At 43.5% G+C, this 12,797-nt stretch carries 14 protein-coding genes; 3 read left to right on the top strand and 11 right to left on the bottom strand.

Annotation, left to right across the window (positions count from 1 at the left end):
- Positions 1 to 1,055: 1,055 nt before the first annotated feature.
- Genes ACZ43M_RS06210 through ACZ43M_RS06200 form a run of 3 tightly spaced genes read right to left on the bottom strand, consistent with a single transcriptional unit; the run spans position 1,056 to position 3,334 of the window.
- Positions 1,056 to 2,345, bottom strand: coding sequence for a hypothetical protein (locus ACZ43M_RS06210; protein WP_464506548.1), 1,290 nt, complete (start codon positions 2,343 to 2,345; stop codon positions 1,056 to 1,058).
- A gap of 13 nt (positions 2,346 to 2,358) precedes the next feature.
- Positions 2,359 to 2,745: a DUF6114 domain-containing protein gene (locus tag ACZ43M_RS06205; RefSeq protein WP_464506547.1), complete on the bottom strand. Its 387-nt coding sequence runs from the start codon at positions 2,743 to 2,745 to the stop codon at positions 2,359 to 2,361.
- Between the two features lie 13 nt (positions 2,746 to 2,758).
- Positions 2,759 to 3,334: a DUF6230 family protein gene (locus ACZ43M_RS06200; protein WP_464506546.1), complete on the bottom strand. Its 576-nt coding sequence runs from the start codon at positions 3,332 to 3,334 to the stop codon at positions 2,759 to 2,761.
- 267 nt (positions 3,335 to 3,601) lie between these two features.
- Here ACZ43M_RS06200 and mscL point away from each other — a divergent pair, with 267 nt between their 5' ends.
- On the top strand, positions 3,602 to 3,991 hold the full coding sequence (gene mscL / locus ACZ43M_RS06195; RefSeq protein WP_464506545.1) for a large conductance mechanosensitive channel protein MscL: 390 nt from the start codon (positions 3,602 to 3,604) through the stop codon (positions 3,989 to 3,991).
- Between the two features lie 83 nt (positions 3,992 to 4,074).
- Positions 4,075 to 4,683 (top strand): Bax inhibitor-1/YccA family protein, encoded by a 609-nt coding sequence (locus ACZ43M_RS06190; RefSeq protein ID WP_464507973.1) that lies wholly within the window; start codon positions 4,075 to 4,077, stop codon positions 4,681 to 4,683.
- A gap of 41 nt (positions 4,684 to 4,724) precedes the next feature.
- Here the strand turns inward: ACZ43M_RS06190 and ACZ43M_RS06185 are convergent, their stop codons facing one another.
- The 8 genes from ACZ43M_RS06185 to safA form a co-directional block, all read right to left on the bottom strand.
- On the bottom strand, positions 4,725 to 6,437 hold the full coding sequence (locus tag ACZ43M_RS06185) for an aromatic amino acid hydroxylase (RefSeq protein ID WP_464506544.1): 1,713 nt from the start codon (positions 6,435 to 6,437) through the stop codon (positions 4,725 to 4,727).
- A gap of 79 nt (positions 6,438 to 6,516) precedes the next feature.
- Complete coding sequence (locus ACZ43M_RS06180) at positions 6,517 to 7,848, bottom strand: oligosaccharide flippase family protein (protein ID WP_464506543.1); 1,332 nt, start codon at positions 7,846 to 7,848, stop codon at positions 6,517 to 6,519.
- Positions 7,849 to 7,964: 116 nt separating this feature from the next.
- Complete coding sequence (locus ACZ43M_RS06175; protein WP_464506542.1) at positions 7,965 to 8,597, bottom strand: response regulator transcription factor; 633 nt, start codon at positions 8,595 to 8,597, stop codon at positions 7,965 to 7,967.
- Positions 8,590 to 9,639, bottom strand: a complete 1,050-nt coding sequence (locus ACZ43M_RS06170) for a sensor histidine kinase (protein WP_464506541.1) — start codon at positions 9,637 to 9,639, stop codon at positions 8,590 to 8,592. The genes ACZ43M_RS06175 and ACZ43M_RS06170 overlap by 8 nt, the downstream gene beginning before the upstream one ends.
- A complete protein-coding gene (liaF, locus tag ACZ43M_RS06165) occupies positions 9,636 to 10,370 on the bottom strand; it encodes a cell wall-active antibiotics response protein LiaF (protein WP_464506540.1) in 735 nt (244 codons plus the stop codon). Before liaF ends, ACZ43M_RS06170 begins: the two co-directional genes overlap by 4 nt.
- Positions 10,371 to 10,455: 85 nt before the next feature.
- The gene (locus tag ACZ43M_RS06160; protein WP_464506539.1) at positions 10,456 to 11,100 is read right to left on the bottom strand and encodes a PspA/IM30 family protein; all 645 of its coding nucleotides are present in this window, start codon (positions 11,098 to 11,100) and stop codon (positions 10,456 to 10,458) included.
- A 38-nt stretch (positions 11,101 to 11,138) separates the two neighbouring features.
- Complete coding sequence (locus ACZ43M_RS06155) at positions 11,139 to 11,486, bottom strand: lmo0954 family membrane protein (RefSeq protein ID WP_464506538.1); 348 nt, start codon at positions 11,484 to 11,486, stop codon at positions 11,139 to 11,141.
- 153 nt (positions 11,487 to 11,639) lie between these two features.
- Positions 11,640 to 12,251, bottom strand: a complete 612-nt coding sequence (gene safA, locus ACZ43M_RS06150) for a SafA/ExsA family spore coat assembly protein (RefSeq protein ID WP_464506537.1) — start codon at positions 12,249 to 12,251, stop codon at positions 11,640 to 11,642.
- Positions 12,252 to 12,356: 105 nt separating this feature from the next.
- Between safA and ACZ43M_RS06145 the strand changes: the two genes are divergently transcribed.
- Positions 12,357 to 12,734: a DUF1360 domain-containing protein gene (locus tag ACZ43M_RS06145; protein ID WP_464506536.1), complete on the top strand. Its 378-nt coding sequence runs from the start codon at positions 12,357 to 12,359 to the stop codon at positions 12,732 to 12,734.
- The last annotated feature ends 63 nt before the right edge of the window (positions 12,735 to 12,797 follow it).

The raw sequence follows: 12,797 nt of genomic DNA, 5'->3' as shown, positions 1-12,797 counted from the left end.
AGTTGGAGACATGAATTGCGATAATTCCATTAGGTCCACCGCCCTTTTAATATAAAACCCTTTTACACATTAATTATAATACTAAAAGGGGTAATTGTGAACATTTTACGACGATTCATTGACGAATTTTCGAACATTATTGAATGTAGAGTTTATGAGAACAAATTCGTTGAGAATTCATTGATTTTGTCCTCATGAATATCTTATGGGGACAGAATTCCTTGATTGACTCTCAACTTTGTCCTCATGAACCTCCTATGAGGATCAAAATCCTTTGATAAACCCTCGACTTTGTCCTCATGAACATCTCATAGTTACCCACACCGATTTCCCCTTCCTCTCGGGCACTATGAACCTCTCATAGTTACTGGCTCTTCATTTTTTCCATTCACTCGGGCACTATGAACCCCTCATAGTTACGGTCCCTTCATTTTTTCCATCCGCACGGGCACTATGAACCCCTCATAGTTACTGGCTCTTCATTTTTTCCATCCGCTCGGGCACTATGAACCCCTCATAGTTACCGGCTCTTCATTTTTTTCATTCGCCCGGGCACTATGAACCCCTCATAGTTACCGTCTCTTCATTTTTTCCTTCCTCTCGGGCACTATGAACCTCTCATAGTTACCGTCTCTTCATTTTTTCCATTCACTCGGGCACTATGAGCCGCCCATAGTTACCGTCTCTTCCTTTTTTCCATTCGCCCGGGCACTATGAACCCCTCATAGTTACCGTCTCTTCCTTTTTTCCATCCGCTCGGGCACTATGAGCCGCCCATAGTTACCGTCTCTTCATTTTTTCTATTCGCCCGGGCACTATGAACCTCTCATAGTTACCGTCTCTTCCTTTTTTCCATCCGCTCGGGCACTATGAACCCCTCATAGTTACCGTCCCTTCATTTTTCCCTTCCTCTCGGGCACTATGAACCCCTCATAGTTACCGTCGCACCGGTTTTTCCATCTTTGGAAGGACTAGGGCACAATCGTAATGAATCCACTAACAAAAAAGAGCAGCTTCAAGGTTCATCCCTCGTCCACTGCTCTCCGCAAACCATTCTACGGCCTATAAAGAATTGTCCCGTCCGGTTTTTTGGCAATTTCTTCACGCATTTTTTTCAGCTGCTCTATCGGATCGGTTGGAATCAATTTTCCCAATAGTGTTCCTAAACCCAATGTTTTCAGCAAGCTGTCTTCGAGTTTGGCAACAACTGAAATGACCGATGTGTCGGTTGGACAAACTTGATTTAGCGGAACCTTTTTGGCAATTGCTTCATCAATTAATGCTAACCCAAGTTCCTTTGTAATAACGCCTCCAGCTGCCTGCACCTTTTGGCAGACCGTTTGAACTACTTGGTCAGCCGCTCCCGTTGTTACTCCTACAGGTTCGAGCGGCTTCAGCACTGGTTCAATCGGCTTCAGCACTGGCTCTAATGGCTTGGTGACTGGGTCCAACACATCTAAAACGGGATCAAGTACTGCCACCACCGGATCAAGTACTGGTTTTAATGGATCCAATACCGGGTCCAATACCGGCTTTAACGGGTCCAATACCGGGTCCAATACCGGTTTCAACGGATCCAACACTGGGTCAAGCACCCCCACAACCGGATCCAAAGGCTTCAACACGGGATCTAACGGCCGCAGTATCGGATCGAGTGGTTTGGTAACTCCTCCAATCACCTCATCAAGCGGATTTGGAATCATCCCAATGCCGCCAGATACATCATCAGCAACAGTCCCATCCTCACACGTCAGAGGCAGATGTCCCGCCGAGATTCTCGCAATCTCCTTTTTTAGCTGTTCCAGCGGCAATCCCGCCAAATTCTGAAGTATCTCCAACTGTCCAGGCTTTTTCGTCCCGGCACTCCCGGATACGGTACTCAATGTAAGTTGGTCAATCACGCTGTTATCCGATTTCATAAAATGCGCAACCATAACTACATTTTCCATTCCTAGCTGCGGAACAGTTTCCGATGCCTTTATACAGGCTCCCTGAAACGAAATCGCCGAGGCATCCACTGTCATCCCATAAACGGTTACTGGACCTTTAGCATTCAAGGTAATGCTGACTGTCCCCTTGCCCGAATTGACCTGCTTCGTCAATTTCATTCCATAGATCGTTGCCGATTGATATTGAAACCTCAGCATTGGCTTTCCGTCATTTTTAGAAGTTTCCTGCGTCACAAGCGACGCTTTCATTCCTGACCCGACAACCCGATCTGCTTCAATCACAAAACCCTCTGTATCCACTTCTTCAGCCTTTACACCTTCACTAAAAAAAGCGGCTGAGGAAACTAGGAGCACAAGACTGCAGCTTATCAACATTAATTTTCTTTTCCACCACATAGTCTTCTCTCCTTTAAAAGGTGTGAACTGACTCTTCTATCGGGTTGGTGCGCGGGGATTTTGACTTAGCCGGTGCCAGCTGCCACGATGTCAGCAATGCTCCGCCGATAATTCCCAAGATCGTTCCGAAGAGGAATCCCCCCAATGCCCCAATCACAGAAAGAATCGAGAGAAAGATAGTCATGACTCCAAGAATCCTAGAGGAACTTGGAAAAATAAAGGCAAGAATTCCAATCAAGATAATCATTCCACCGAAAAATAAACCTATGATAGCAATTGATCCTGGCAGGAAGGTGCTTAGATAAAGGTTTAATGGAATCCATAATATCATTAGGCCGCTGATGACGGTAAGCAGCGCGCCCCAAAGCGGCCGTTTCTTCCGCCATGTTTTTAACCCCATCCAACTCACCCCCTTATTTCTTTATTCTTTCAACAGTCAATCTCATTCCGTTCATATTAATCGTTTTTTGGAATAAGTAATGCGTTTTCAATTTTGCATTTTCCAACACAATTGTTGAGGATGTTTGCTGGAACTGCTTTTGCCAATCATCACTGTGGTTTTCTTCAAGGACCAGGTTTTCAAATTTGGCATTGGCTTCAATCAACCCGGCGTCATGCTGGAGGCCGCTGATTTGCACCGGCTTGGATGCGGTAATTTTTACCCGAATCCACTCGCCGCCGACTTGAAAATCCTTGTATAGCTGTAAATTATCGATGGTCAAAGATTCAATAATATTGGTTCCTTGCGGGGCAGAATCGGAACTGCTTGTTTCCCCCATTTTTGGATAGAAAGTGTATCCTTTCCCTACTAACTTATCAAACTCTACATAGAAATCTCCCACACCGGCAATCGGAACAGCATAAGCTACCCCAGATACCCCAAATGATACAAGCAGTAAACCCAATGCTAAAAATCCTGAAGCCAGTGCTGACCAGAATACCTTCTTACTCGTAGTCCCTTCCAAAGGCTGAACCATATTCTCCATCATACTCCCCCTATTCTGAATTTTTAAAAAATAAAAAACCTTAGGATACGATATAGTACTATCATAAGCTTCGATGGAAAAATTTCCAATATGTCGGTAGTAGTAAAAAAACATCAATTTATATGACAAGGGTACTATATTTTTAATGTAAGTGATCAAAAGCTCAGCGGAATTACCGGTACAGCGGTAAGGTGATTAGTATAAAGCTTATTACCCTACATTGTGGTACTATTGGAATGATAATAAAATTTGTGACCGGAGGTAGCCTACATGTGGAATGAATTTAAGCAATTTGCAATGAAAGGGAATGTCATTGACCTTGCTGTCGGGGTAGTTATTGGTGCAGCATTCGGTAAAATTGTCTCCTCACTTGTTAATAATATCATTATGCCACTCATTGTTTTATTAACAGGAAAACTAAATGTCGAAGACTTGGCTTTTAAAACCGTTACTTATGGCGTCTTTCTCCAGACGGTGATTGACTTTTTCATTACTGCCTTTGCGATTTTTCTGTTTGTTAAATTTTTAAACCGATTTAAAAGGAAGAAAGAAGAAGTGAAAGTGGAAGTAAAAGCCGACCGCACTGAGGAACTTCTGGCAGAAATTCGCGATTTGTTAAAAGAAGATAAAGATTTTTTAAGAAAAAATGAAACTCATTGATGACTTGTACGTATAATTGAATTGTAAGATATTATTTATGAGGTGAAGTGAAATTGTATACACAAACATCATCCACTGAATTTATGCCTTCTGTATTGCGGACATTTGCCCTATCCCTTGCCATTGCCTTCTTAGGCACCATGGCCGGAGTCTATGTTCCACCGGCATTATTTTTACCATTAGCGATTTTGGAATTAGTTATGATTATCGCGGCCGTGTTTTTTAGACGAAAAAAAGCAATTTCGTACTCATTTCTTTATCTATTTACCTTTATCTCGGGTGTAACCCTGTATCCGATTGTTGCTTATTATGCCGCAACTGCTGGGGCCAGTGTTGTCGTAATGGCCTTCGCAACGACCACAGTTGTTTTCTCAGGCGTTGCTGTATATGCCGCTAAATCAAAACGCAATTTCTCGTTCTTGGGTGGATTTCTATTAGCTGCCCTGCTCGCGTTAGTGGCCATTGGATTATTCAATATTTTCTTTCCATTAAGTTCAACTGGTATGCTGGCTTACTCCTTTATCGGGGTCATGGTTTTCAGCGGTTACGTTCTATTCGATATTAGCAGGATGAAACATTACGGTGTCAGAGCTGAAGATGTTCCATGGATGGCGTTAAGCCTATATTTGGACTTTATTAACCTGTTTATCAGCATTTTACGTATCTTCGGGATTTTAAATAGCAGAGACTAATAAATTTTAGAGGAGCATGGGATCAACCCCCATGCTCCTTTTTAATGTATTTGCTCTAATCCGCGTTGAATCAGTTGTTTGATGGCTGGGTTCCACTCGGTTTGTTGTAGTACCCTCAATATATGTTGAACACTGGTATGGGAAGGCTCGTATTGTTGATAGAGTTCAAGAATTTCTAGTCTTAGCAGCCAATGTGTTGGATATCTTTCATCCAAAATGGCAGCGATTCTTCCTACTTCCGATGAATTCCAAACCTGCTGTTCGCGAATCCTGCGGATTGCCCCATACAGACTTTCAAGCTCACTTTCATCTTTCCGTGCTGCCTGCTCTTCTATTTCCGGGACCGGCTGCATATCAAAATAAGAATACGGATCTGCAGCACCGGCGAAAACGGAGCTAACCGACGCCCCGACTGCCATGTCATAGGTCCCCCAATCTGGTTTAAACAAAATTTTGTCCTTATAGGTTACGGTACAATTCTGGAACGAGATTACAATTGGTTTACCATCACCAAGGTGAACCTTACTGACAATCCCCTCGATTATGACACCGCTTTCAAATTTTAAGCTAGTTTTGCAATCTTCAGAGATTCCTAAATACGGTAATTGCTTTTCGTTGAAATCTTCGATGGCAATTTGGCCTTTTAACACCCCAATTGGGGTGCCAAACCCTTTACGATGGGTTTCGGTTCCTTGTCCGGCTAGCTGTTCGTCATTGTAGGATAAAGCCGTCGGGCCATTGGTCCGTATATAGATTGCTTCCCCAGTTTCATCTTTGATAATTTCTGCTACTATACCAGTAATCTGGATACCTGAGGAAAAAACGGTTGTGGCAATGCTGTCTGTTTTCAAAGCTGTTTCCAGACTTTCTGTGCCTCCTTTACGGAAGGACATTGTTTTGGCGAAGTCATCAATTTTTGCAACCAGTTCATCGAAGTTACTACAGACAAATAACTGCGGCTGTGGCTTGGTTACATCATAGGGGGTGTTGATACATTTTTCCACTGAAAAGGGTATTTTTCTAACATCGGGAGCTAAACAGCTTTGGCTTTCTCCGACTGAGGATAATAAGCCTGCGCCATAAATTTTAGGGTCATCTAGATCGCCGATTAACCCGTATTCGACCGTCCACCAGAAAAGCCGTGATACCTTATCCGCTTCCGTTAATCCCTTTACCTTTTTTCTTGCCTCGGTCACCAAATTCTCCGCTTCTTTTACTTGTTCCGGAGTTGATTGGGGGTCCTCGGCAACGATTGTTAAGTTCCGTACCGCTTTAAATACCTCAAGCTTCTCCTTACTGGAGAGTGCCTTCGCTCCCATTTCGCCAATTTTCCTGACAAACTGGCGATAGGATTTATCTAATAGTATTGGCGCATGCCCGGCTGCCTCGTGAATGATGTCCGGCGCAGGGGTATAGGCGATATTTTCCAACTTCCTGATTTCTGTTGCAATAGGCAGGAGACCATTTGCCAGAAAACCGTAGAAAGCAGCTCCAGGAATTAAGCCGTCGATTGTTACTGCCCCCCAGCCCACCTTTGCGAGGCTTTCGTTCATTTCTTCAACCTTTGGAATGGATTCGATATTGATGCCTGAATTTTTCAAGCCATTTACATAGGCGGTATGGGCAATATTTTTCAAATGATAATGATTTTGCCTCATTACAAAACGCCAAACGGCATGATTAATCGGCGTGTACTGCTGATAATGCTGTTTTGAAATGAACTGCACCAAGTGGGCAGGAATCTTTTTAGCCACCCTAATCTTCCCCTTTTTAAAAAAATTGTTATCACTACAATAATATTCAGATTCTGGGCAGGAAAGTACTGTACTATGTTTACGAGTACATCCTCGGGGTAGTAGCCTTCATCAAAACTGTTACGCCAATTTTCCTGCAGATTGTAACATAATGCATCAGTGTCAACAACACGGCCCCAGTGTTCATGCCGATGATGACTCCATCCATCCGCCACTCCGGCATCGAGCCTAACCAAAGAATGATTCCAAAGCTGATGACGGTTGACCAAATTATATGGATAAACGCTTCTTTAATCATATCTAGTCCAATCATGAAGGCCTGCAGCGGCATCACGAAATAATGGAACAGGAAAAACGGCCAGAGCAGCTGTAGATAAACAGCAGGTGTCGCCGATTTGAAAAATAATGACGTCAATTGTGGTGCAAAGAAATAAAAAATAGTAACAGCAACAACTCCATAGCCAAATGTTAACAGCATGGTTTGCTGCAGCATTTTTTGCAGGGAAGAATAATCCCGCTCGGAATGGGTTTTGGAAACAGCCGGGATTAACACGATCAGCAAGGAATGGGCAATAAACGCAGGGAAAAAGCCTATCGACATTGCCACGCCCATCAGCATTCCGAATTGTTCCGTCGCAATACTGCCGCTTAAACCCGCATGCACCAATGCGGCCTTAATGATAAATGGCTGAATCGCATTCGTTAATGCCGAGAACAGGCGCATGCTCGTTGTGGGAATGGAGACGGCCATCAGATTTTTCCGGACTATTTTACGATTTAAATTGGAAAACGGCTGGCGCTTGATTGTTTGGAATTGAATGATGAACATTAAGATTAAATAAAGAAAAACAACGATTTCACTTGCAATCAGAACGGAGATGGCCACCAACAGCGAGGCTTCAGAATCAAATTCGAAGAAACGAAACAGCACGAACAGTCCGACAAGCTGAATTATTTTTCGCAAAAAATTGGAGACCGCGATTTTCCCCATTTGCTGGCGCCCCATAAAGTATCCCCTGGCAACAGAAGTAAAAGAAATAACCGGGATCAACAGCAGCACAAGCCATCTGATATACGGATGATATCCGTTAAATATCGGTACGAATGGGACGAGCGCTGTGCCCGCCAAAAACAGAATAATCGTAAACGTAATCGTCAGGGTAATCGCATGATGAAGGATGTTCCGATGAAATCGTTCATCCCGCTCGGCAATGAATTTCGAAATCGACACCGGCAGTTCGAAGCTCGCCAGCAGGACGATTAGAAAGATTGTGGGCAGAATCGTCATATAAAGCCCAAGCCCGTGCGACCCAAGCTCCCTGGCAAGTATCATATTAACTAAGATCTCTATTCCTTCGCCTAAAAAGGCAGTCACTGCTAAAAAGAAAATACTCTTGTAGTAAATAGCCATGATTAAAGTCCCCTTTGTCCAACAGTCTCACTTTTATAAACTTATGAGACAAGTTCTCGGAATAGTAGGGGTTTTTTTGGCATAAAAAAAAGGCTGATATCAGCCTTTACTATTGATTATTTCGTTAACGAATGCTTAAACGCATAAATAACCGCCTGGGTGCGGTCCTGTACATCAAGCTTACTTAAAATATTACTCACATGGGTTTTAACTGTTTTTAGCGCAATAAATAATTCATCGGCGATTTCCTGATTGGCTTTTCCTTCGGCCATCAACAGCAAGATTTCGAGTTCACGGCTGGTGAGGTCTTCGTGGGGCAGGTGCTGTGTTTTCTGGCGCATTTTGAGCATCATTTTTCCAGTGACCTCAGGCTCGAGTACAGACTGGCCGTTATATGTATCACGGACCGCTTTGGCAATTTCGCTGGCCTTTGAGGTTTTCAGCATATAGCTGGTCGCTCCTGCCTCCAATGCCGGATATACCTTTTCGTCATCCAGAAAGCTTGTCACAATAATGATTTTCGCCTCCGGCCACCTTTCAATAATTTGCCGGGTCGCTTCAATTCCGTCCATTTCCTTCATGACCAAGTCCATTAAAATAATGTCGGGACGGAGTTCAAGTGCCAGCTCGACCCCTTTTTTGCCGTCTCCCGCCTCCCCGACAACCTCAATATCAGGCTGTGCGGATAAATACGCGGACACGCCGATTCTTACCATTTCATGATCATCGACAAACACTACTCTAATCATCTGCACCCTCTCCACTCTTTAACACCGGGACCTTCACTTCCAGCCTTGTCCCTTTATTTTTCACACTGATTACCTTTAAGGTACCGCCAACCTCAACGGCCCGTTCATGCATATTTTGCATGCCGTAGGAGCCGGCCTTACCCTCTTCCACTTCAAATCCAACCCCGTCGTCAACAATCCGCATAATAATCAAATCATCCCGCTGAATCAACAGCACTTCCAGCTTATTCGCCTTGGCATGCCGAAGGGTGTTGGAAATGGATTCCTGGAGAATCCGAAACAAATGGTCCTCGACGCCTTTATCAAGCGGAAACTCTTCCACTTTCCATTTAATATCCATTGTTACTTTTTGAGATAATTCAATTAACAGCTCCTCGATTCCTTCCTGAAGCGACTTATTTTTTAACGCAACCGGTCTTAAATGAAGTAAGAGCGCCCGCATTTCAAGCTGCGATTGATGGATCATTTCCTCGACCATCTTTAACTGTTTCGTTTCAACGTTCCCCTCTGTCGGCTCCCGCGTTTCGTTAATCGCCGACATCATCATCGAGGCCGCGAATAATTGCTGACTGACCGAATCATGCAGCTCGCGGGCAAGACGATTTCGTTCCTGTTCAATGATTTCTTGCATTCTCGCTTCCTGGTCCTCGACCTTTTCCGTTGCCAGACGCTGTGACAGCTTCGCCTGCTCGGCAATTTGTTTGCCGATTTTTTCAATCCGCACTGCAATCGTCTGCATTTCCCCAACTGGGGGACTGCTATTGAAATCGACGTGTTTTCCTTCTTCCAATTGGTGCAGCGAATTTTCAATAAAACGGAATTGCTTTCTCCAATAAAATCCCGATAAAGCCCCGAGGAGAATCCCCATTGCAATGCTAAAAGCGGGAATGAATAAAGCCAACGGAATATCCATAAAATGTTTCGACCATAATTGGGACAGGCTGTTTAAGGGAAAAACATAGGTAAAAACGCCGGACACCACAATGGCAATCAACAGGGACAACCCAATACTCCAGACAATTTGACGCCCCGCTGCACTCATATCCGGCTCACCTCTAAGTTTCCTACGATGAGCGACGTTACGATTTTCACCTTTTGCTCAGCCTGTTCATACCCAGATGTGCGCACTAGAAACGATTGGTTGAACATTCTTGGCTCATGATTCTCAAACACCATTGCCGAACCCACCAGGCAGGAATGCTGAACGCTGGCTTCATACTCATAGGGAACTAAAATTTGGACATTCCCGATCAGATTACGGATAAAGATAACTGTTTCACCCTTAGGCAGCAGTGTATAACTAAGGTCGATAATCGTATCGCCTATTCCCGCCTGAATGTTGATATCGTTCCACTCGTAAACCCCGGGCGGCGTCTTTTGCTGACCGAGAAACATATTTTCAAATAACGGCTTTGTTTTGATGACTGTTTCCTGTTTAGGTGCATCGTCTGCTTTGCGAAGTTCGACGACCAGTTTCTGAGGCTGCTTTTTTGAATTTAAATACTGTATAAAAAAGTGCAATAGAATAGCTAATAATAAAAATCTGAATGTCATCATGCTAAACACATTGATGACCAATACTACAATTCCTCCAAAGAACAGGAATTTACTGAACTTCTTGCCCGGTTTCCGGCGGCCCAGATAAATCATTCCACCTGCAATAAAAAGGGAGAATATAAGCCCTTCGTTAAAAAATAGAACTTCTAAAAGCAGAATTACAATGCCGATGAATACCAGCCAAGCGGTATAATCTTTTTTCGCACTCTTAAACATTGGCTCACCCTCCCTTTTTTATTTTTTTATGGGGAAAAGAGGCGCTTTAACCGCTACGCCTCTTTAAGAATACCATTTTTACCTATTAAATGGACTTGCTTTCTTCCAATTTTGCATTTTTTTCTAATTCCGCAATTCTCGCATCAATCGTGCTGCGGTAATAGGAGCTGTTCACTTGATGCTCCAGGGTATCAAGATACTTCTCAATTTCGTTAAAGCGGGAATATGGTTTATCAGAATAGTTATTGGAATCTAGCACCTGATTCATCCGAAGGTTGGCCCGGGTCACATTTTCACGTCCCATTAATTCCATCCGGCGGAGATGCATATCTTTCAATTTGTGCTTCATCTCTTCATATTTTCTTTCCAATTCTCCACATTGAGTCTTCACTTGTTCAAGTGAACTGCCCAGGCGCTGGACACGGTCAGCATATTGCTGATACTCAGTTTGAGCAAATTGATAGAGATCATTTTCTCCTGCTCTTGAAGCAATTTCAGCCTGGTACTTACGCTTTTCAGCTAGTTCTAGTGCCTGCTGATATTCTCTTGCAAATTCTTCTTTGAGTTTATACTGGCGCTCCAGCAGCTTGCGGACCTTTTCTGTTTCCTGCTCTGATTCGCGGAGATACTGATTCAGCAGCGCGATTGGATTTTGCTTTTCCTTTTGGTCCAGTGCCTCGTGTAAATCGGCTAATACAGTGTTTTTAATTCTTGTAAATAAGTTTGTCATGTTCATTCTCTCCTTTTAATTCAAAAATGATTTTTTAATTAGTAATGCTTCATTTCATTCCACTTTTTTTCAAAGTTGGCAAATGGATCGGATTCTTCTTTGATCTTGGTTTGCTTAACCCCGTTCCACTTTTTATAAACAAGGTACAGCACGTATGCTGCAGCTACACCGATGATGGCTGGCGTATTATGGATGGACGCCATCAGGACAACGAAACCGATCATGGCAAGCCCAACTTTCATCCAAGTGGAGTCCGCCTTCATGAACTGCTTGAAGATGTAATATAGAAGCACCAGGCTGACGGCTAATCCTACTAGCGGACCAATTGTTGATAACAAGATGACCGCTGCGATACCTCCCGCTAACAATAAACCAAATTTTTTCATTTTGTTATTCACTCCCTTTCTCTTTCTTGATTTCATCTTACCTGTTTTTCCCCGGATCCATAATTGCGCCTGAGCTTGATTTTCAACTCGGTCTTAAGACGTAGAAAGGGTCAGTCTCTTAAGCTCAAGCTTAAAAAACTGACCCTTTTCACGTTATTTTGTGATAAACATCTGTACCCAGTAATGGCCGTAGGAGCCGCCTTTGGCGTACCCGACACCGATACGGGTATTGGAGCTTAAGATATTTGCACGATGGCCGGAGCTGTTCATCCAAGACTGGACGACGGATGCCGGAGTCGTTTGGCCGGCAGCGATATTTTCAGCTGCGGAACGATAAGTTAGCCCAAATGCTTTGATCATGTCAAACGGGCTGCCGTAGGTTGGACTCGTATGGCTAAAGTAGTTCTTATCACGCATGTCCATCGCCTTATAGCGAGCGACCCGTGACAGTTCCCAATCAGCCGTCATCGCCGGCAGGCCGTTTTTCGCCCGCTCCTGATTGGTTAATTGAATTACCTGATTTTCAATTGATGTTGTCCCGCTGATATTGGGAATCGTCACTTTTTGCCCCGGATAGATCAGGTTGGGATTTTTAAACTGCGGGTTGGCAGAAATAATTTCTGAGAGGCCAACCTGATACCTGACGGCAATTTTCCAAAGTGAGTCTCCCGGCTGAACCGTATGAATTTGCTGGGCAAATGAAACGCTTGGAATACAGAAAAGTGCCAGTAAAAACATAAACCCAAACCAAAAAGATTTTTTCATTTTTTCGCCTCCTCCGAATATATATTTTTGATTTCCAGCTCAAAATATACAGGTAGTAAAAAATATAATTTATGCCGTTAATTTTAAGGTCTTGGAGGACACCTCGTGCGCGACATCTCATGGATGATCTATATCATGTTAATCTTGGCCAGCTATCGGTTTACCCATTTAATTGTTTTCGATAAAATTACCGAATCCATTCGCCGGCCGTTTGTCAAAAGAGTGCAAGTTGAATCAAGTGACGGGACCGTTGAAACAAAAGAAGTCCCGAAATCAATGTTTGGTTATTTGTTGAAATGTTACTGGTGCGCCGGGGTTTGGAGTGCCATTTTCCTTGGGGGTGGATATCTGCTTTTTCCTAATGTGATGTTTGTGGTAATCCTGATTTTATCCATTGCCGGAGGTCAGTCGATTATTGAGACCTTTGTTGGTGTGAATATTAAAAAAGTGGACTACTATGCAGATTTAAAGAAGAAGGAGTAGGATTGAAGGCAAGATTCGTCCTCCTTGTGCATATCTTTTAAAAAGGTTGCAGAAAAAAGGGGG

It is taken from the genome of Neobacillus sp. B24 (genome assembly GCF_055381825.1).
The sequence above is the reverse complement of the archived record's forward strand: the minus strand, read 5'-3'. Positions and strand labels throughout refer to the sequence as shown.